This is a genomic window from Actinomadura fulvescens (assembly GCF_039533225.1).
In the GTDB taxonomy this organism is placed as follows: domain Bacteria; phylum Actinomycetota; class Actinomycetes; order Streptosporangiales; family Streptosporangiaceae; genus Spirillospora; species Spirillospora fulvescens.
This window is the reverse complement of sequence record NZ_BAAATD010000009.1, coordinates 135,973-156,149: the sequence shown is the minus strand read 5'-3', so window position 1 is coordinate 156,149 and position 20,177 is coordinate 135,973. Positions and strand designations below refer to the sequence as shown.

Annotated in this window: 18 protein-coding genes and 1 tRNA gene; 17 read left to right on the top strand and 2 right to left on the bottom strand. The window is 68.3% G+C overall.

Annotated elements, in window-relative coordinates; genetic code table 11:
• The first annotated feature begins 177 nt into the window (after positions 1-177).
• The 16 genes from gyrB to ABD333_RS30455 all read left to right on the top strand — a co-directional run bounded on the left by gyrB (position 178) and on the right by ABD333_RS30455 (position 17,777).
• Entirely contained in the window at positions 178-2,115 is a 1,938-nt protein-coding gene (gene gyrB, locus ABD333_RS30530; RefSeq protein ID WP_344545986.1) for a DNA topoisomerase (ATP-hydrolyzing) subunit B, read from the top strand.
• Positions 2,116-2,452: 337 nt separating this feature from the next.
• Positions 2,453-4,954: a DNA gyrase subunit A gene (gene gyrA, locus ABD333_RS30525; RefSeq protein WP_410556124.1), complete on the top strand. Its 2,502-nt coding sequence runs from the start codon at positions 2,453-2,455 to the stop codon at positions 4,952-4,954.
• Positions 4,955-4,993: 39 nt separating this feature from the next.
• Positions 4,994-6,028: a DUF3566 domain-containing protein gene (locus ABD333_RS30520; RefSeq protein WP_344545984.1), complete on the top strand. Its 1,035-nt coding sequence runs from the start codon at positions 4,994-4,996 to the stop codon at positions 6,026-6,028.
• A gap of 89 nt (positions 6,029-6,117) precedes the next feature.
• Positions 6,118-6,195 (top strand) — tRNA-Ile (locus ABD333_RS30515).
• A 592-nt stretch (positions 6,196-6,787) separates the two neighbouring features.
• A complete protein-coding gene (locus tag ABD333_RS30510) occupies positions 6,788-7,264 on the top strand; it encodes a DoxX family protein (RefSeq protein WP_344545983.1) in 477 nt (158 codons plus the stop codon).
• 169 nt (positions 7,265-7,433) lie between these two features.
• Positions 7,434-7,919 carry a hypothetical protein gene (locus ABD333_RS30505; protein ID WP_344545982.1) on the top strand — a complete coding sequence of 162 codons (486 nt, stop codon included), beginning with the start codon at positions 7,434-7,436 and terminating at the stop codon, positions 7,917-7,919.
• Between the two features lie 469 nt (positions 7,920-8,388).
• On the top strand, positions 8,389-9,585 hold the full coding sequence (locus tag ABD333_RS30500; RefSeq protein WP_344545981.1) for a sensor histidine kinase: 1,197 nt from the start codon (positions 8,389-8,391) through the stop codon (positions 9,583-9,585).
• 2 nt (positions 9,586-9,587) lie between these two features.
• Positions 9,588-10,262: a response regulator gene (locus tag ABD333_RS30495; protein ID WP_344546242.1), complete on the top strand. Its 675-nt coding sequence runs from the start codon at positions 9,588-9,590 to the stop codon at positions 10,260-10,262.
• A gap of 66 nt (positions 10,263-10,328) precedes the next feature.
• On the top strand, positions 10,329-10,697 hold the full coding sequence (locus tag ABD333_RS30490) for a hypothetical protein (RefSeq protein WP_344545980.1): 369 nt from the start codon (positions 10,329-10,331) through the stop codon (positions 10,695-10,697).
• Between the two features lie 213 nt (positions 10,698-10,910).
• Positions 10,911-11,222: a hypothetical protein gene (locus ABD333_RS30485; protein ID WP_344545979.1), complete on the top strand. Its 312-nt coding sequence runs from the start codon at positions 10,911-10,913 to the stop codon at positions 11,220-11,222.
• 32 nt (positions 11,223-11,254) lie between these two features.
• The gene (locus tag ABD333_RS30480) at positions 11,255-11,575 is read left to right on the top strand and encodes an ArsR/SmtB family transcription factor (RefSeq protein ID WP_344545978.1); all 321 of its coding nucleotides are present in this window, start codon (positions 11,255-11,257) and stop codon (positions 11,573-11,575) included.
• A complete protein-coding gene (locus tag ABD333_RS30475; RefSeq protein ID WP_344545977.1) occupies positions 11,572-12,492 on the top strand; it encodes an SRPBCC family protein in 921 nt (306 codons plus the stop codon). The genes ABD333_RS30480 and ABD333_RS30475 overlap by 4 nt, the downstream gene beginning before the upstream one ends.
• Before the next feature lie 203 nt (positions 12,493-12,695).
• Positions 12,696-13,886, top strand: a complete 1,191-nt coding sequence (gene dinB / locus ABD333_RS30470; protein ID WP_344545976.1) for a DNA polymerase IV — start codon at positions 12,696-12,698, stop codon at positions 13,884-13,886.
• Positions 13,887-14,445: 559 nt separating this feature from the next.
• A complete protein-coding gene (locus ABD333_RS30465; RefSeq protein WP_344545975.1) occupies positions 14,446-15,498 on the top strand; it encodes an SGNH/GDSL hydrolase family protein in 1,053 nt (350 codons plus the stop codon).
• A gap of 202 nt (positions 15,499-15,700) precedes the next feature.
• Positions 15,701-16,978: an endonuclease/exonuclease/phosphatase family protein gene (locus ABD333_RS30460; protein ID WP_344545974.1), complete on the top strand. Its 1,278-nt coding sequence runs from the start codon at positions 15,701-15,703 to the stop codon at positions 16,976-16,978.
• An 82-nt stretch (positions 16,979-17,060) separates the two neighbouring features.
• Positions 17,061-17,777, top strand: coding sequence for a bleomycin resistance protein (locus ABD333_RS30455; protein ID WP_344545973.1), 717 nt, complete (start codon positions 17,061-17,063; stop codon positions 17,775-17,777).
• A 580-nt stretch (positions 17,778-18,357) separates the two neighbouring features.
• Here the strand turns inward: ABD333_RS30455 and ABD333_RS30450 are convergent.
• A complete protein-coding gene (locus ABD333_RS30450) occupies positions 18,358-18,708 on the bottom strand; it encodes a VOC family protein (RefSeq protein ID WP_344545972.1) in 351 nt (116 codons plus the stop codon).
• 169 nt (positions 18,709-18,877) lie between these two features.
• Positions 18,878-19,627: a methyltransferase domain-containing protein gene (locus ABD333_RS30445; RefSeq protein WP_344545971.1), complete on the bottom strand. Its 750-nt coding sequence runs from the start codon at positions 19,625-19,627 to the stop codon at positions 18,878-18,880.
• On the opposite strand from ABD333_RS30445, the gene ABD333_RS30440 reads away from it, so the two are divergent.
• On the top strand, positions 19,608-20,150 hold the full coding sequence (locus ABD333_RS30440) for a MerR family transcriptional regulator (RefSeq protein WP_344545970.1): 543 nt from the start codon (positions 19,608-19,610) through the stop codon (positions 20,148-20,150). The two genes, ABD333_RS30445 and ABD333_RS30440, sit on opposite strands and share 20 nt — an antisense overlap.
• The last annotated feature ends 27 nt before the right edge of the window (positions 20,151-20,177 follow it).

Sequence of the window (20,177 nt, the reverse complement as noted above, 5' to 3'; positions counted from 1 at the left end):
TCGGTCCATGACCCGGTAGAATGAAATCGGGTTCAGGATGCTGCGCCGCCTTGGGTCGTCCGGAGTCTCCGATCGACAGACCGGAGCATAGGGCGCCCTTACGTGTGTTACGGGGCACACCGCGTGCTTTTCGAGGGACGCGGGTGGCGGTGCGCTTCCCCGGCAGGAGGATCTCCTTTGGCGTACGACGCTAGTTCGATCACTGTCCTTGAAGGTCTCGAGGCGGTTCGCAAGCGCCCGGGCATGTACATCGGGTCGACCGGGGAGCGAGGCCTCCACCATCTCGTGTACGAGATCGTGGACAACTCCGTCGACGAGGCGCTCGCCGGTTACGCCGATGACATCCATGTGACGCTGCTGGCCGACGGCGGCGTGCGGGTGCGTGACAACGGCCGGGGCATCCCCGTGGGCGAACACCCTGTGGAAAAGCGCCCCGCCGTCGAGCTGGTCCTCACCACGCTGCACGCGGGAGGCAAGTTCGACGGCAAGGCGTACGCGGTCTCCGGCGGCCTGCACGGTGTCGGCTCCGCGGTGGTGAACGCGCTCTCCAAGAGGCTTGAGGCCGAGATCAAGACCGACGGCCACTACTGGCGCCAGTCGTACACCTGGACGGGCCCCGAAGCCCCGCTGGCCAAGGGTGAGCCCACCGACGAGACCGGTACCCAGATCACGTTCTGGCCGGACGGCGACATCTTCGAGACCCTCGACTTCAGTTTCGAGACCCTCTCCCGCCGCATGCAGGAGATGGCGTTCCTCAACCGCGGTCTGGCGATCACGTTGAAGGACGAGCGGCCGGACCACATCAACGGTGAGCCGCGCGAGGTCCGCTACCACTACGAGGGCGGCATCGAGGACTTCGTCTGCTACATCAACAGCAAGAAGGATCCGGCCCACCAGTCGGTGATCTACTTCGGCGACGACACCGAAGGCATGTCGATCGAGATCGCCATGCAGTGGAACTCCTCGTACGCAGAGTCCGTGCACACGTTCGCCAACACGATCAACACGGCGGAGGGCGGAACGCACGAGGAGGGCTTCCGGGCGGCGCTGACCACGATCGTCAACAAGTACGCGCGCGAGCGGGGCCTGCTTCGTGAGAAGGAGGACAACCTCGCCGGCGAGGACGTCCGCGAGGGCCTCACCTCGATCATCTCGATCAAGCTGGCCGACCCGCAGTTCGAGGGCCAGACCAAGACCAAGCTCGGCAACACCGAGGCCAAGTCGTTCGTGCAGAAGGCGGTCAACGAGCACCTGCGCGACTGGTTCGACCAGAACCCCGGCGAGGCCAAGGAGATCATCAACAAGGCCTCGCAGGCCGCGCGGGCCCGCATCGCCGCGCGTGCGGCGCGTGACCTGACGCGGCGCAAGAGCCTGCTGGAGTCGACGTCGCTGCCCGGCAAACTGTCGGACTGCCAGTCGACCGACCCGTCCGAGTCAGAGCTCTACATCGTCGAGGGCGACTCGGCGGGCGGCTCGGCCAAGGGCGGCCGTAACCCGCACTTCCAGGCGATCCTGCCGATCCGGGGCAAGATCCTGAACGTCGAGAAGGCGAGGATCGACAAGATCCTCAAGAACAACGAGGTGCAGGCGATCATCACCGCGCTCGGCACGGGCGTGCATGATGAGTTCGACATCGCCAAGCTGCGGTATCACAAGATCATCCTGATGTCGGACGCCGACATCGACGGCCACCACATCAACACGCTGCTGCTGACGCTGCTGTTCCGGTTCATGAAGCCGCTGATCGAGGCCGGTCACGTCTACCTGTCCCAGCCGCCGCTCTACAAGATCAAGTGGGACGCGCGCGGCGGGGAGGCCGACTACGCCTACTCCGACCGGGAACGGGACGCGCTGATCGAGGCCGGTATCGCCGCCGGCAAACGCGACCCCCGGCCCCGCGACCAGATCCAGCGCTTCAAGGGACTGGGCGAGATGAACGCCAACGAGCTGTGGGACACCACGATGGACCCCGACAACCGGGTCCTGCTCCAGGTGCAGCTGGACGACGCGGCCCAGGCGGACGAGTTGTTCAGCGTCCTCATGGGCGAAGAGGTCGAGCCGCGCCGCGAGTTCATCCAGCGCAACGCCAAGGACGTCCGTTTCCTGGACATCTGATGAGCCGAGGCCTCCTTCGCGGCCCGGCCGCCCATCGCTGCCGACCACTCGGCATCCGCGCCCGTGGCGTCGGCTCGCGTCCGGCGGGCGTCGGTTCGCGTCCGGCGGGCGTCGGTTCGCGTCCGGCGGGCGTCGGCTCGCGTCCGGGGGGCCTCGGTTCGCGTCCGGCGGGCCTCGCGGATGTGTCGCGAGTGGTATCGGTCCGGGAGCAGAGGCCTTCGGCAGGCAGCAGTCGTAGTTCCACTATTCAGAAGAGGTCTTTCAGGTGACGGAAGTGACCACCGATGGCGGGGGCCTGGGCGGCGGGCGCGTCGAGCCGGTCGACATCCAGAGCTCCATGCAGGCGAGCTATCTCGACTACGCGATGTCGGTCATCGTGTCGCGTGCCCTGCCCGACGTACGTGACGGCCTCAAGCCGGTGCACCGCCGCGTCATGTACGCGATGTACGACGGCGGCTACCGCCCTGACCGCGGCTACTTCAAGTGCGCCCGCGTCGTCGGCGACGTCATGGGCAACTACCACCCCCACGGCGACTCGCCGATCTACGACGCCCTCGTACGCCTGGCGCAGCCGTGGGCGATGCGCTACCCGCTGGTCGACGGCAACGGCAACTTCGGTTCGCGCGGCAACGACCCGGCCGCGGCCATGCGTTACACCGAGTGCCGCATGGCGCCCCTGGCGATGGAGCTTCTGCGCGACATCGACAAGGAGACCGTCGACTTCTCGCCCAACTACGACGGCCGGTCGCAAGAGCCCGACGTCATGCCGTCGCGGTACCCCAACCTGCTGGTCAACGGCTCGGCCGGCATCGCGGTCGGCATGGCCACCAACATCCCGCCGCACAACCTGCGCGAGGTGGCCGAGGGCGTCAACTGGTTCCTCGACAACTACGGCGCGAGCGACGAGGAGCTCCTTGAGGCGCTGATCGCGCGCGTCAAGGGCCCGGACTTCCCGACCGCCGGCCTGATCGTCGGCCGCAAGGGCATCGAGGAGGCCTACCGCACCGGCCGCGGCTCGATCACCATGCGCGCCGTGGTCGAGGTCGAGGAGATCCAGAACCGCACCTGCCTGGTCGTCACCGAGTTGCCCTACCAGGTCAACCCGGACAACCTCGCGCTCAAGATCGCCGACCTGGTCAAGGACGGCAAGATCGACGGGATCGCCGACGTCCGGGACGAGACGTCCGGCCGCACCGGCCAGCGCCTCGTCATCGTGCTCAAGCGCGACGCGGTCGCCAAGATCGTCCTCAACAACCTCTACAAGCACACCCAGCTTCAGGAGACCTTCGGCGCGAACATGCTCGCGCTGGTCGACGGTGTGCCGCGTACGCTGCGCATCGACCAGTTCGTCCGCTACTGGGTGGCGCACCAGGTCGACGTCGTCGTCCGCCGGACCAGGTTCCTGCTGCGCAAGGCCGAGGAACGCGCCCACATCCTGCGCGCGCTGCTTAAGGCCCTCGACCGGATCGACGAGGTCATCGCCCTCATCCGGCGTTCGCCGTCGGCGTCCCAGGCGCAGAGCGGCCTGATGAGCATGCTGGAGATCGACGAGATCCAGGCGCAGGCCATCCTCGACATGCAGCTGCGCAAGCTCGCCGCCCTGGAACGCCAGGCGATCATCGACGAGTACGACAAGCTCATGTCGGAGATCGCCGACTACAACGACATCCTCTCCTCGCCGGAGCGGCAGCGGCAGATCATCGCCGACGAGCTCGCCCCGATCGTCGAGAAGTTCGGCGACGAGCGGCGCACCGAGATCATCCCGTTCGACGGGGACGTCTCGTACGAGGACCTCATCGCCGAAGAGGACGTCGTCGTCACGATCACCCGCGGCGGCTACGCCAAGCGCACCAAGACCGACCTCTACCGGGCGCAGCGGCGCGGCGGCAAGGGCGTCCGGGGTGCGCAGCTCAAGCAGGACGACATCGTCGACCAGTTCTTCGTCACCACGACGCACCACTGGATCCTGTTCTTCACCAACAAGGGCCGGGTCTACCGCGCCAAGGCGTACGAGCTGCCCGAGGCCAACCGCGACTCGCGCGGCCAGCACGTCGCCAACCTGCTGGCGTTCCAGCCGGACGAGCACATCGCCCAGGTCATGGACCTGCGCGACTACGACGTCGCGCCCTACCTCGTCCTGGCCACCAAGCAGGGCAAGGTCAAGAAGACGTCGCTCACCGACTTCGACTCGCCCCGCAGCGGCGGCATCATCGCCATCAACCTGGCCGAGGACGACGAGGTCATCGCCGCCCGGCTGGTCTGCCCGGAGGACGACCTGCTCATGGTCTCCACCGGTGCCCAGGCGATCCGCTTCCGCGCGGACGACGACTCGCTGCGCCCGATGGGCCGCGCCACCAGCGGTGTGATCGGCATGCGGTTCGAGGAGGACCAGGAGGTCCTCAACATGCTCGTGATCCAGGCCGGGGCGCAGGATGTCCTGGTGGCCACCGAGGGCGGCTATGCCAAGCGAACTCCGGTGGACCAATATCCGTTGCAGGGACGTGGGGGTAAGGGAGTCCTCACCGCTAAGATCGTGCAAACTCGCGGCAGGCTGGTAGGGGCGCTGATGGTCGGCCTCGACGACGAGGTCTTCGCGATGACGTCCAATGGCGGCGTCATCCGGACGAGCGCGGCCGAGATCAAGCAGTCCAGCCGGCAGACCATGGGGGTGCGTCTCATGAACCTCGCGGAGGGTGACAGTGTGGTCGCAATCGCGAGGAACGTAGAGTCCATGGATGAGCCGGACACCGCTACGGACTCGCCGGACGGCTCGGAGGGGCACGTAGAGTCCATGGACAACGCAAGTGATGAGGCGGACGAGGGGACCGGAAGTGAGTGACCCTGAACCCGCCACCGAACCGGTAGGCCAGGAGGACACGTGAGCACCCAGCCCGGCAAAGGCAAGGGCCGCTCCGGCGGCACCGGCAAGGGTTCCGGTTCGAGTTCCGGCTCGTCCGGCCCCTCTGCGGGCGCCAAGAAGGCCGTCCCGGCCGCGAAGCCCGGTCGTGACGAGGCGACCGTGGAGATCACGCCGGTGCAGCCCGCCACGGACGAGACCACGCCCGACCTGGGCGGCGCCAGCAAGCCGGTGGACGGCAAGCCGACGGGCGGGAAGCCGGTGGGCGGGAAGCCCGCCGACGCCAAGCCCGCCGACGCCAAGCCGAAGGATCTGGACCAGACACGCGTCGACACCAAGGCCGACGCCAAGCCTGCCACCGGCGGCGGTTCCGGCAAGCCCGGCAACTCCCCCGCCCCAGGCGCTCGCGGCGGCTCAAGCAGTGGCGGCGGCCCGGGCGCACCCGGCAAGCCCGGCGGTTCGCCGGTGATCCCGCCGGTCAAGGACACCCCGGCCGAAGGCGGCCCCAGCTGGAGCCGTTCACCCGAAGCGGGCCGCGACAAGCCGTTCGGCCGCCGCGAAGTCGCCGGGTCGAACGCGGGCGCCGGCTCGGGTTTCGCGGGCACGGCGCTCAAGGACCGTCCCGCGCAGAACTCGACCGGCTCCTCCGGCTCCTCCGGCGGCACCAAGCCCGCCAAGTCCGCGCGGAAGGCCCAGCTGCAGCTCGCACGCCTTGAGCCGTGGTCGGTGATGAAGTTCAGCTTCGTGATGTCGCTGGTCTGCTTCGTCGTCCTGCTGGTGGCCGTCGTCGTCCTCTACATGATCTTGTCCGGCCTCGGCGTTTTCGACTCGATCAGCGGCACCATCGACGAGCTCACCCGCGACCCGCGCCAGAACGGCGGGGGCCTGGACGCGGGCAACTGGTTCTCGTTCTCGCGCATCTTCGGCTACACCGTCCTGGTCGGCGCCCTGAACGTCCTCCTCATCACGGCGCTCTCCACGGTCGGCTCGGTCATCTACAACCTCGCCGCCGACCTCGTCGGCGGGGTCGAGGTCACCCTGAAGGAAGCCGAATAGCCACAGCCCGCCGTCCAGCGAAACCGATTACCGGTTGCCCTGCCAGATGGGGTAATCTCTCGTTGCGCCGCGAGGACGGCGGCAGGTGCGGGCCTATAGCTCAGCTCGGTTAGAGCGCTTCCCTGATAAGGAAGAGGTCCCTGGTTCAAGTCCAGGTAGGCCCACCAGGCGACACCCCCCGGAGCACCGGGGGGTTTTTCGTTGAGTGGGGTATGGGGCGCCCGGCCCTTTGCCATGGATAAGGGCTCACCGGTCTAACGGCCAATTTCGGTCAGCGGTGTCACGGTCAGCGGATGGACGCCTCGACGTCTCCCGCCCACGTCTACGTCATCGGGGGGTGCGAGGACGCTCGCCGTCGAGCGTCAAGCCGCTGAGCAACTCCTCCAGGTCACCCCCGAGATCCGCGACATTGCGCTCGCCAACCGCGCGTTCTTCGGCCGCGTCGCGTTGCGGCTCTTGCCTTCAGCGTGCGTATACGCGCGGTCGTGATCGGTGCGTGAAGTTCCGCTGGCCACAGCCTCGCTTGCTCGCGCGCCTGGCGGGCCGCCACGGTCCACCGGATCCTGGTCCGTCGCTGACTTGGCCGGCTCCGCCTGCTCGACGCGCCATCCTTGGTCGGCATCCACCGGCCGTTCGAGCCGTACGGCCCATGGGCGGGTTAAGTTCGAAATTTCGGTCTGCACTGTAACCGTCACGCACCGCATCCGGCTTGTTAGCGTGCTGATCGACCACAGCGCCCGATGCTTTTGGAGGAGCACCGTGAGCCCCCACGCCAGTCAGAATCCCTACATTCCCGATCGCCTCTCCTTCCTGCCAGACGCCGGGCTGCTGGTCGGCCGCGTGGCCATCGGCGTCGTCTTCATCGCGCACGGCTGGGACAAGCTGGACAAAGGGCACGGCGCCGTCAGCGCCGGGTTCGACAAGGGCGGTATCCCGTTGCCGGACCTGTCGGCCGCCTTCGTGACCTGGGTCGAGCTGGCGGGCGGCATCGCCATGATCCTCGGTCTGCTGGTGCCCCTCACCGGGCTGCTGCTGGCCTTCACCATGGCGGGCGCCTACTGGTACGTACACCGCGAGAACGGACTGTTCGCCAACGAGGGGGGCTATGAGTACGTGCTGGTGCTCGCCGCCCTGGCGCTCCTGCTGACTTTCGTCGGCGGCGGACGGTTCGGGCTCGACGCCGTGTTCTCGCGCCGCGTCCGCGGACAGAGGTCCCGAACGGGTGAGGTCGTGTAGCTGAGCTCCCCTACCAGGAGTAGTTGCTCGCGGGCCTTCATGCTCGGCATGCGGTGCTCGCGTGCCCGGGTCTGGATGGTGCGGTACGAGCGGCCGGTGATGAGGGCGGCCGCTGGGATGGAGCGGAACCGGGCGGGAGGTGACGTCGTGGATGGTGCGGTGCTGGGAATTGTCACCTCCCGCTGCCTGGGAGACCGCTTGGACATCGCCTGACGAGCACGGTCGGCCGCAGCAGGACAGGCTGGGTGAGCTGGTGGTGACGGCGCTGCTGCCCTCCATGTCGCTGTGCTCTTGGGGAGACCTGGATGGCGAGCGCTACCGGGACGCCTATTTCGGCGCTTACCCGGGTGTATGGCGACACGGCGACTGGATCGCCATGACCGGGCGCGGCACCGTGATCATGCGCGGTCGATCGGACTTCACGCTCAACCGGCGAGGCGTACGGCTGGGCAGCGCGGAGATCTACCAGGCGCTCGACCGGGTACGGGAGTTTGATCGACGCACTGGTCGTGGGGTGGACGAGCCGGACGGCGGGTGCTGGATGCCGCTGTTCGTCGCCGGGGTGTCGACTCCCCCGGCTGCGGGCGCGGGTCAAGGATGGCATTCGCACCCACGCCTCGCCCCGGCACGTGCCGGACGAAATCGTTGTGACTAGTCAGGGCGCCGGGCCGACTACCGTCCTCGGTGCCGCAGCCGTGGACTGGTCTGAGGCCATCGCACGGTTCGTAGAACTGGCACGGCGCTGACAGGCGGCGCTAACCGCTTAGCTGTTGGCTGTCGCGCTTGGTGAGGGAATTTTCATCACCTGGTCACGTACTTGCGTCCGATAGGCCACCGACCACGGGGGCGGGGGATGGACGGGCTTGCGGGCGATGGTCTTTGCTTTCTTTGTGAGCAATTTCGTTGTGGTCGGCAAGAAAACTGTGAGGCGCGGCAGTAAAGCGGGGTCGGCGAGCGGTTGAATCGTCCTACCGCGATGGGTTGAGGAATTATGGCGGCATGCGACCAGTGGAGCAGGACGCATACTCCACTGGGTTGAGGGCCGTGTCCAACCACTGGTGGGGAATAGTTAGCATTCGCATGTGAGCGCGATGGGGTCATCACTTCGCCGACGGTTGGCCGCGTTGTCTCCGTGGACGGCTGATGCCGCGCTCGCCGTGGCGCTGTGCGTCGGCGGTGTGTTGTGGGAGCTCTACGAACCCCATCAGGGCATGGAGCCTCCTGACGCCGTGTCGCGCCTGCTGATCGTGGTGGTGAACCTGCCGCTCGCCGCGCGGCGTCGCCTTCCGTTCACCGTGCTGGCGGTCTCGTGTGCCGCCGCGATGCTGTACCACCACCTTGGTTACGGCTACGGCCAGAACAACATGGGGCCGTTGCTTGCCCTCTACACGGTCGCCGCCCACCGTCCCCTGGGATGGGCGGTTACCGGTGGGCTGTTGACGGCGGCCGAATGGGCACACGCCAACCTCGCTATGGTCCGCGCCAACTCCGCGATGGCCCAGGCCAAGCCCTGGTCTGTGCTGGCCCAGTCAATGCTGGTGTGCGCCTGCGTACTCGTCATCGGCCGCGGTGTGCTTCTGCTCGCCGAACGCAACAACAGTCTCGCGGATCTGTCCGAACGGCTTCGCCGTGAGCGGGAACGTGCCGAGCATCAGGCGGCTGTTGCAGAACGAGTCCGGATCGCACGGGAACTTCACGACGTCGTGGCGCATCACATGTCCGTGATCGCCGTACAGTCAGGGCTTGCCCGGTACGTTTTGCGCACGGATCCGGCCACCGCGGAGAACGCGCTGGAGCTCATCGCCGAAAGCAGCAGCGAGGGCTTGGCCGAGGCTCGGCGGATGACGTCGGTCCTGCGCGTCGACGCCGAGGATGCCGGTTCGGAGGAGGATGACGTCTTCGGGCCGGGTCCTACGGGGCCGGCCCGGATCCAGGTCATGGTCGACCGGATGCGGTCGGCGGGGCTTCCGGTCGAGCTCGTCGTCATGGGCGAGTCCCGGCCGCTGCTTCCGGCCATGGACCGTTCCGTCTACAGGTTGCTCCAGGAGGCGCTCACCAACGTGATCAAACACGCCGGGCTGGTGCGTACGAGGGTCGAGCTGGCCTACGGGACGGCGGAGCTGTCGATCAGAGTGGTCAATGACGCACCGGCAGAGGCCGTACAGCCGCTCCCGGACGCGAAGTCAGGACATGGACTGATCGGGATGAGGGAACGTGTGCTGCTGTTCGAGGGGACCTTCCGGGCGGGACGTTCGCCCCAGGGAGGCTTCGAGGTGACGGCGGTCTTCCCGCTGCCCGTTCCGGTGGGGGAGGAGCGCTGACCATCTCCGTGCTGGTCGTGGACGACCAGGTACTGATTCGTGCGGGGCTGGCGGCGCTGATCCGCGCGGCTCCCGGGCTGACGGTGGCCGGTGAGGCCGAGACGGGCGAGGATGCCGTCCGCCTGGCCGCCGCGCACCGGCCCGATGTGATCCTGATGGACGTCCGGCTTCCCGGGATCAGTGGCATCGCCGCCACCGAACGCATCCTCGCCGCCGGTGGCAACGGCGACTCCGAGGGGGCCGCGCCGCCCAAGGTGCTGATCCTCACCACCTTCGACCTGGACGAGTACGTGTACGAGGGGATCCGCGCGGGCGCGTCGGGATTCCTCCTCAAGGACACGCCGCCCGAGCGCCTGCTGACCGCCATCCGGACGGTGGCGGCCGGCGACATCCTGCTGTCACCGGCGGCGTTGCGGCGTCTGCTGGAGACCTTCACCACCCCCCGGTCGTCCGCCGCGCCCGAGCTGGCGGCGCTCACCCGCCGGGAGACCGAGGTGCTGGCCCTCGTGGCCCGCGCCCACACCAACCGGGAGATCGCCGAGACGCTTTCGCTGAGCGAGGCCACGGTTAAGACCCACCTCAACCGTGTGATGGCCAAGCTCTCCCTGACGAGCCGCGCCCAGGCCGTCGCGGTGGCCTACGACTACGGCCTGGTCACTCCTCGTTCTCCCCGCTGACGTAGGTCATGGAGAGGATGCGAACGTTTGTTCGGCTTTTGGGGGGTTTTCGGGTAGACCTTGCCTATGGCACGAGTTCCACCCATCGTCCGCGCTCAGGTGATCCAAGGGGTCGCCTACCTGCTGGAATGGCAGCGTCTTCCCGTTACGGAGGGGCGAGGCTGGGGCGCGCGGATCGCGTGGTTGGAGCAGACGGACGAGGGCGCGTGGTTCGTGAAGGGCGGCGTCGTTCCGGAGGGCACCGTGCAGCCGATCGACGGGCAGGACTACAGCCGGGTGCCTCGGGATCCCCGGCCGAGCGACCCGTCGGATCCGCGTGATCCCAAGAGCCGGCGGTACGGGCGGGACCGGGAGTACATGACGGGGTTGGCTCAGGCCCAGGATCCGGATGGCGACTGGGATGAGTGGATGCGCCGCGCGGAGGGGCCTTTCTGAACGGATTCGCTCTGGCGGGGGAAGTGGTTCGCCTGCCAGGGGGATCCTCCGTCTTGGCTGAGCCGAGATGGTGTGGAAATGGGAGCCAAGCACGTCCATAGGCCACGGTCGGTTTCGGTGGTCTGGGCAGCGGTCGTATGGACCGCGCTCTACGTTGCCTCCAAAGTGCACCTGGCTTTGGAGGAACGGCTCGGGGTTACGGGCGGGCCACGCGTGGCACCTGATTCCTACCGCGGCTATGGGCCAGGCGAGGTCGCGCAGGCCCAATGGGCGAACGCGGCGGCGGGAGCGCTCATCGTGGGCGCCCTGGTAGCCGCGCTCTTCACGGCCCGTCATCGGTGGCCCCGCAGGATGCTCCTCGCGGTGCTGGCCATCTGCGCCGCCATGGCGGCGGCCGGCGCGATCGGCATGATCGGTAAGGCGGTCTTCACCGAGCAGGGCGGTGCCGTCTTCGGGGTGTACTGCGCCGTCTGGACGGTGCTTCTCCTTCTCGCGGCGCGCGACGTGCATCGGCGCGGGGTCTAGCCTTTATATGCTGGTGCGGCTATATTCCTCATATGGCATCTACGTTCGAGGTGCTGGCCGAGCCGAGCCGCCGGGAGATCCTCGATCTGCTTCGCGACGGCGAACGGCCGGTCGGTGAACTGGTGGAACGGCTGGCGCTCGCGCAGCCGACCGTCTCCAAACATCTGAAGGTGCTGCGCGGCGCCGGGCTCGTGGAGGTCCGGCAGGACGCGCAGCGCCGCTGGTACCGGCTCGTTCCAGAGCCGCTGGCCGAGATCGACGAATGGCTCGCGCCGTACCGGCGCATGTGGACGCGCAGCCTCGACGCCCTCGAACGCCACCTGGACACCATGCCGGACGAGGAAACACGATGACGACCCTGCAGACGATCAACGGAGAGCCGACGCTGCGAATCGAGCGGCGGCTCAAGCATCCGCCCGCGAAGGTGTGGCGGGCGGTGACCGATCCGGCCGAGCTGGCCGCCTGGTTCCCCGCCAAGGTCGAGGCCGAACTGCGTCCCGGCGCGCCCATGCGCTTCACCTTCCCGGAGGAGGCGGTGGTGGACGGCGCGTGGGACGGCGAGGTCCTCGAAGTCGATCCGCCGAGGGTGTTCATGTTCCGCTGGAACGCGGACGTGCTGCGGTTCGAGCTCGTTCCGGAGGGCGACGGATGCCTGCTGGTGTTCACGCAGACGATCGGGGGCGGCAACGTCGGGCGGCTCGGTGCCGGACGTACCGCCGCGGGCTGGGACGCCTGCCTCGACGAGCTGTCGGGGCGCCTTGACGGCCGCGGCGTGCCACCTCGTACCGACTGGCCCGAGCGGATGGCCCACTACATCGATGTGTTCGGCCTCGGTGACGGCCACGTCCGGAAGGTGGACGGCGGCGGTTACGCGCTTCACTTCGCCCGTGACCTGGTGTGGAAGCCGGTTGACGAGGTGTGGCGGCTGCTCGTGGACGACGCGACGCCGGACGTCGGCGATGCGCCGCCGGCGCGGACGGTCAACGAACACGTGCCGGCCGGCAAGGTCATTCGGGTCGAGGCGCCGCGCCTGCTGGAGTGCGAGGCAGGGCCGGAGAGCCGTGTGCTGTGGGAGGTCTTCTCTGATCCGGCCTTCGGTGTCAGGGTGGAACTGACCCATACCGTGACCGAGCCGCGGGCCGACGTGCTCGCCGCATGGCACGTTCAGCTGGATCTGTTCTTCGCCGCCACGCAGGGCAAGGCGGACCTCTCGTGGCCGCAGGAGCGGTTCGAGCAGCTGACCAAGCGCTATGCGGAACGGCTGAGCTGACCAGGCGTTGAGCGGAACGGCTGGGCTGACCGAGCGTCATGCGGAACGGCTGGCCTGGGTTTGCGGAACGGCTGACCTGACCGAGCGTTATGCGGAACGGCTGGCCTGACCTGGGTTTGCGGAACGGCTGACCTGGGTTTCTGGGAACGGCTGGCCCTGGAGCGGGCTCGCATCGCCGGGGCCGTTCATGCGAACATATGTTCGTGTCTGATGAGGCGGCGATCCTGCACGCCGATCTGGACGCATTCTACGCGTCGGTCGAACAGCGTGACGATCCCCGGCTGCGGGCGAGGCCAGTGATCGTGGGCGGCGGGGTGGTGCTCGCGGCCAGCTACGAGGCCAAGGCGTACGGCGTGCGGACGGCGATGACCGGCGGGCAGGCACGGCGCCTGTGCCCGCAGGCGGCGGTCGTCCCGCCGCGGATGTCGGTGTACGCGGAGGCGAGCAAGGCCGTGTTCGCGGTGTTCAGGCACACGACCCCGATGGTCGAGGGACTCTCGATCGACGAGGCGTTCCTCGACGTGAGCGGGTTGCGGAAGATCTCGGGGCGGCCTGTGGACATCGCCGTACGGCTGCGCCGCGAGGTCCTCGAAGAGGTCGGCCTGCCGATCACGGTGGGCGTCGCGCGGACCAAGTTCCTCGCCAAGGTGGCCAGCGGCGTCGCCAAGCCCGACGGGCTCCTGGTCGTGCCACCGGACGGCGAGCTGGACTTCCTGCATCCGCTGCCGGTGGAGCGCCTGTGGGGCGTCGGCCCGGTCACCGCCGAGAAGCTCAGGAAACGTGGCATCACGACCGTCGGTGAGGTGGCCGGGCTGACCGAGAACCTGCTGGTCTCCATGCTCGGCCGGGCGTCCGGACGGCACCTGCACGCCCTCGCCCGCAACCGTGACCCGCGTCCCGTGCGCACGGGCGTCCGCCGGCGCTCGATGGGCGCGCAACGGGCCCTCGGCCGCCGCCGGCGTTCCCCGGAGGAACTGGACACCTTCATGGTGGGCCTGATCGACCGGCTCTGCCGGAGACTGCGCACCGCCAAGCGGGTCAGCCGTACCGTCACGCTCCGCCTGCGCTTCGACGACTTCACCCGGGTGACACGTTCGCACACGCTGCCGCAGGCCACCGCCGAGACCCCGGTCATCCTCGCCGCCGCCCGCGAACTCCTGTGCGCGGCCCTGCCGATGATCGAAGCGCAGGGGATCACCCTGATCGGGATCACTCTCGGCAACCTGCACGACGACAGCGCGGTGCAGCTGGCCCTGCCGTTCGACCGCGCCACCGGCCCTGCCCTCGACACCGCTGTGGACGACGTCCGCGACCGCTTCGGCTCGGCCGCCATAACCCGCGGCGTCCTTCTGGGGCGCGATCCGGGAATCTCCGTTCCCCTGCTGCCCGACTGAACGCTCCGTGCGGCGATCGCGTTCGGGCGTGTCGGTGTGGCGGCTGGAGCGTGTGGCGGATCTCCCCGATCGTTACACGGTCAACATGGGGAAGATCCTGGGGAATGGCCGGGCAGGGCAGGCCATTACCGCTGGTGAAGCCTTGTGGGGTTGTTTATCCACAGGCTGTGGATGGCAAGGGTGTTTGGGGGGTGGTCCCAGGGGTGTCCTAGGGGCTGCCCCACCTCAAGATCGGGGGACCTCCCCGATGTGCCCGAAGCCCGTTCACGATGGGGTTTCAGGTATGCAGAACCCCACGCCTTCCGTACGCGTCGCACGTCTTTCCATCGGCGTCCTCGCCGGTGCCGCTCTGATCGTCGGCATTGTCCACAACTCCCCGACCTTCTCCGCCGGAGCCGCGGTACTCAGCTCCGGACGGGCCGTTCAGTCTCAGCCCGCAACGCCTTGGGTAGGTGCGTGGGGAACAGCCGTCCAGCGTCCGGTAGGCGGTAACGAAGACAGTGGCGTCAACTGGTCGCAGCAGGGTTTCGCCGACCAGTCCGTACGGCAGGTCGTACGGGTGAGCACTGGCGGCACGTCCGTTCGCATACGCCTGTCCAACGTGTACGGCACCAAGCCGCTGCGCCTGTCAGGCGCGACCATCGGGCGTTCTGCGGGCGGGGCGATCGTGTGGCCGGAGACATTCAGGAAACTCACGTTCGGGCGTTCGACGTCCACGGTGGTCCCGGCCGGGCGGGAGCTGGTGAGCGACGCCGTGCCGCTGACGACCTCGCCGCTCGAACGGCTCGCGGTGACGCTGCGGTTCGCCGAGCCGACCGGGCCCGCGACGTTCCACAGGTTCGCGTTGGACAAGACCTACCGGGCCAAGGGCGACCGGCTCTCCGATGTCGGCAGCGAGACGTTCACCGAGTCGACGAACTCCTGGTACTACCTGAGCGGCGTCGAGGTCGCCGGGGGCGGACGGCCTGGCCGCAACACCGTGGTGACGCTCGGAGACTCGCTCGTTGACGGGGTCGGCGCAACCCCGGGAGCGGACTCACGGTTCCCCGACCACCTGGCCGAACGCCTCGCCGCCGCACGCCGTCCGTTCGGCGTGGTGAACGCGGGCATCGGGTCCAACAAGCTGCTGAACGACTCGGCCTGCGGCGGTGACAAGGCGCTGGCAAGGCTCCAGCGTGACGTGCTGAGCAGGCCGGGCGTGCGGTCGATGATCGTCCACCTCGGCGCGAACGACCTCGGCGCGCCCCAGGTCGACGATCCCTGCGTACGCCCGAACCCGAAGGTGACCGCGAAGCAGCTCATCGACGGGCACCGCGCACTGATCCGGGCCGCGCACGCACACGGAGTGAAGGCCATCGGCATGACGATCCTGCCGATGAAGGGCGCGCTGTTCCCGATCTGGAGCGAAGAGGCCGAGCGCGCCCGCCAGACGGTCAACACCTGGATCCGCAACAGCGGCGAATACGACGCGGTCGTGGACGTCGCCAAGGTGATGAGCGACCCTGCCGACCCCCTCAAGCCCCGCCCGGGATACGTCTTCATGGACGGCCTGCACTCGAACGACGCAGGCAACCACGCCATCGCCGCATCCATCGACCTGAAAGCCCTGTAGCCCCACCGACCGCAGGGCCTGCAGCCACGTCGATCGCAAGGGCCTGTGGCCTGCTGGTCTCGAGGACCTTTAGCCCGTCGACTTGCGAAGGTGCGGGTGTTGGCAATGAAGCCGTCGCCGCACCGTTGTGCGCCGATCACTTGCCGGATGAAATGTGCATGGCAGGATCAACCGGTCGTCGCACTTCGGTGAGGAGAAGCGCATGAAGGCCCTCCGTGTTCGTACCGCCTCGGTCGCCACCGGGCTGGCGCTCGCGGCCACCACCGCCGTCACGGCACCCAGCGCGTCCGCTTCGGCGCCGGGCGCGGGCACTTCGGTTGGGGTTGGCGGTGGGCGGAACGTGCGGTTCGCCACGTTCAACGCCTCGCTCAACCGCAACACCGAGGGTGCGCTGGTCGCGGACCTGTCGAACGCCGGAAACGCGCAGGCGCGGACGATCGCCGAGATCATCCAGCGGACGCGGCCCGACGTCGTCCTCATCAACGAGTTCGACTTCGACGCGCGCGGGCGGGCCGCGCGGCTGTTTCAGGACAACTACCTCTCCGTCGGCCAGAACGGCGCCGCGCCCATCAGCTACCGGCACCGCTTCGTGGCGCCGAGCAACACCGGTATCGCGTCGGGCTTCGACCTCAACAACGATGGCAAGGTCGTGACCGAACCCGGCGCGGCCGGCTATGGCGACGACGCGTACGGGTTCGGTGTCTTCCCCGGCCAGTACGGGATGGCCGTGTACTCGCGGTACCCGATCGACGAGCGCCGCGTCCGCACGTTCCAGAAGTTCAGGTGGAAGGACATGCCTGGCGCCCTGCTACCGGACGACCCGAGCACGCCCGCTCCGGCCGACTGGTACTCGCGCGCCGAGCGGAAGGTCGTCCGGCTCTCGTCCAAGAGCCACTGGGATCTCCCCATCCGCGTCGGCCATCGCACCGTGCACCTCCTCGTCTCCCATCCGACGCCGCCCACGTTCGACGGGCCCGAGGACCGCAACGGCCGCCGCAACCATGACGAGATCAGGCTCTGGGCGGACTACGTACGTGGTGGCCCGGCCGCTCGTTACATCTACGACGACAGGGGGCGGCGCGGCGGACTGAGCCGAGGCGCCTCGTTCGTGATCGCCGGAGACCAGAACGCCGACCCTGTGGACGGCGACAGCGTCAACGGTGCCATCAACCAACTCCTGCGCAATCCCCGGGTGAACGCGTCGGTCATCCCGAGCAGCGCGGGCGCCCCCGAGGCCGCCGCGCTGCAGGGCGGCGCCAACACCACCCACCGGGGTAACCCGGCGTACGACACGGCCGACTTCGCCGACAACGCCCCAGGCAACCTGCGCGTGGACTACGTCCTGCCTTCGCGCGGACTGCGGCCGGTAGGCGGTGGCGTCTTCTGGCCTGTCGCCGCCGATCCGTTGTCCAGGCTCACGGGCTCTTACCCGTTCCCGAGCTCCGACCATCGTCTGGTGTGGCTGGACCTGCGCCGCTGAGGCTGCGGCTCGTTCGCGCGAACGAGCCGCAGCGTCGCTAGTCAAGTTTGACTAGCAGGGAAGCTGTGCGTACTGTCGCGGCATGGGTGAAAAGACCGTTCCGATCTTTCCTTGCCGCTCCATCGACGACTGCTGGGCCTTCTACGAGGCGCTCGGCTTCGAGCTGACGTTCCGGCAGACCCGGCCCAATCCGTTCATCGCCGTTCAACGCGGCGGCATCGAGCTGCAGTTCTACGGGCTCAAGGCGCACGACCCGAACACGGGCCTGTTCGGGTGTTACGTCCTGACGACCGATGTCGATGCGCTGTACGAGGCGTTCCGCGGTGGGCTCAAGGCGTCGCTCGGCCGTATCCCCACGCGTGGGCTGCCCAGGATCGGCAGGCTCGGCGACATGTCGTACGGCGTCCGGCAGTTCCTGGTGACCGATCCGGACGGCAACCAGCTGCGCATCGGCCAGCCGACCTCCGATGACTTCTCGCACCGCCCCGCGCCGAAGGACAAGGTCGGCCGGGCACTGCACACCGCCCGGCTGTTCGTGAACTCCAAGGAGGACTTCGAGGGTGCGGCGAAGGTCCTTGACCATCTGCTGGCGGACGACGGAGCGAGCCTCACGGTGACGCAGCGGGTCGAGGTTCTGGTGCTCCGTGCCGATGTCGCGCTTCAGCTGGACGATCTGCCGCGCGCTCAGGGGTTGGTGGCGGAGGTCGGACGAACCGAGCTCGGGGCCGAGGAACGGACGGCGGTGCACGACGAGTTGCGTCGGCTGGAGGATCTCCGGAAGGTCGTTGACGCTGGGTGAGGGCTCCGCCTCCGCGGCGTCGGCGTGGTGGGCTTTCGGGGTGTCGGCTGGTGAGTTGGCGGTTGGTGCAGACATCGTGGCATCCACAGGAACTTCGCGCCTGGGGACTGATTGGGGACGGCCTGGGGATGACCCGGGATGGCTGGGGACCGACTGGGGACATGCGGTGGGTGACGTAATCCACCGTTGTCCTGAGGGTGTGGAGGCTCGCTGCCCACAGGTTGTGCACGAGAACGTCGCCGGCACGCAAGATGAGCCTGTCTTGGCTGGTCATGGGCTTATCCCCGGCGGTGGACAACCGGTGGGCGACCTGGGGAAGGTCAGGGGACAGAAGTGGGTAGCCGCTCGGCCCGTGATCCGCAGGCTGTGCGGCAGCGTTTTCCACAGATTGTGGATTGCTGTGGTGAGGCGCCGTGCTGGCCACAGAACGTCGACGGCCTGTGCGTAAAGCCCTGTGGAACCTGGCCTTTTGGGGATTCCGCTGTGGAGATCAGGCCCACGGCACGGCAGTCGCGCAGGCTTTGGTGTGTGTATTTCGTTGCCCTCAGCCTGTGGATAACTTCGTCGATGCGCCGGTGCGTTAGAGGTCGTAGGCGACCTGGTGGTGTGGCTCGTACAACGGAAGCTCGGCGCCGCTGGGCAGTCTGACCGTGGCAAGCGTGCCCCAGCCCTGCGCACTCGGCGGTTTCGTGATCTCGACGCCCTTCGAACGCAGGTCGTCGAGCGTCTGCTCAAGGTCGTCGCACATGAGGTAGAGCTCGTGCCGCGGCTCCCCGTCGGTGGGATGCGCGGCGATCTCGGCGGGCGGCAGCTTGAAGATCAGCCAGCCGCCGCCCGCGTCCACACCCGGGAAGCCGAGGACATCGCGGATGAACGCCCGGTCCGCATCGGCGTCCCGGCTGTGGACGATGACGTGCACTCCGTTGATCATGCTGCTGGTCTACCCCTGTCCACCGTGCCCACCCAGGCCAGCTGGAGGCAGAGGTCAGCGGGTGCCGCAGTGCCTAGGTCAGCGGGTGGCGGTGCCCACGTCAGTGGGCGGTGCGGTGGCTAGGTCAGTGGGTGGCGGTGCTTAGGGCAGTGCGGTGGCGGTGGCTGGGTTAGTGGGTGGCGGAGGCTACGAAGAGGGGGACGGCGACGAAGGAACGGTCGGTACGGGCTCGTTCACGCTGCTCGGCCAACCAGGTGTCGGCCTGCGCCCGGCTGATGGCGCCCGCCGAGACGACGGCCTCGACGGTGTTGGAGAGCACGGCCTCGGCGGTCGGCCCGGTCAGGACACCCGTGTGCACCTCGACCTCGACGTCCTCGAACCCCACGTCCAGGAGGAGGTTCCGGTGGTGCCGGGCGATCCGCGGGCTCGTGACGAGGTCCGCGCGTGCGTGGACGATCGTCCGGGTGAGCCGCGGGTCGTCGGAGTCGATGACGAACGTGTCCCAGTCCTGGCCGACCAGCACGATGCGGCCGCCGGGTGCCAGCACGCGGCGTGCTTCGGCGAGAGCGCGGGCCGGTTCGTCGAGGGTGTGGAAGACCTTCTCGGCGCGGTAGCCGGTCACCTCTCCGTCCTCGAAGGGCAGCTCGTAGGCCGTTCCGAGCCGGAAGTCGCCGTCCGGGAAGCGGTGCCGGGCCGCCGCGATCATCTGCTCGCTGAGATCGAGGCCGACGGCTCGTACACCCCGGCCGGTCAGTTCGGTCACGGCTCGTCCGGCGCCGCAGCCCACGTCGACCACCAGCGCGTCCGGTGCCGGGGCGAGGAGCTCGTACGAACGGGCGCGCAGCTCGGCCACGCCCGGGGCGGCGTCGACGGCGTCGAGTACGGGGATCAGGGCCTCGATGTCGCTTGTTGTGGACATGTGCGAAATCGTGCGACTTAATGTCGACATGAAGTCAAGCGTGGACGACGCCACGGTGAGCATCGGCGACGCCGCGGCGCGTTTCGGGTTGGCCACCCATGTGCTCCGGCACTGGGAGGCGATGGGGTTGCTCGCTCCGTCCCGGAACGCGGGGGCTCGGCGGCGCTACACCACCGGCGACCTCTATCGGATCGCGATCATCCTGCGGGCCAAGGAAGGTGGCTTCGGGCTGGAGGAGATCCGGGCGATCCTGAGCGCGCCGGGCCGCGCCGAGCGCCGCGCCCTGCTGCTGAGGCGGCGAGCCGAACTCGCCCGGCGGATCGCCGAGGCGCAGGCGTCGCTCGACCTGATCGACCGCGGGCTCGAATGCGAACACGAGGACCTCGCCGCGTGCCCGAACTTCCGGGCGCAGGTCGCCGCCCGCGCCGGCCTCGGCGTCCCGCGCGACCTTTCCGCCGCCGGAATGCCGCCACGCCCGGCCGTCAACGAAACGCAGAACGAAAACGGCGGGCCCGGCGCATGAGCGCACGGATCTGCGCAGCTCATCGGG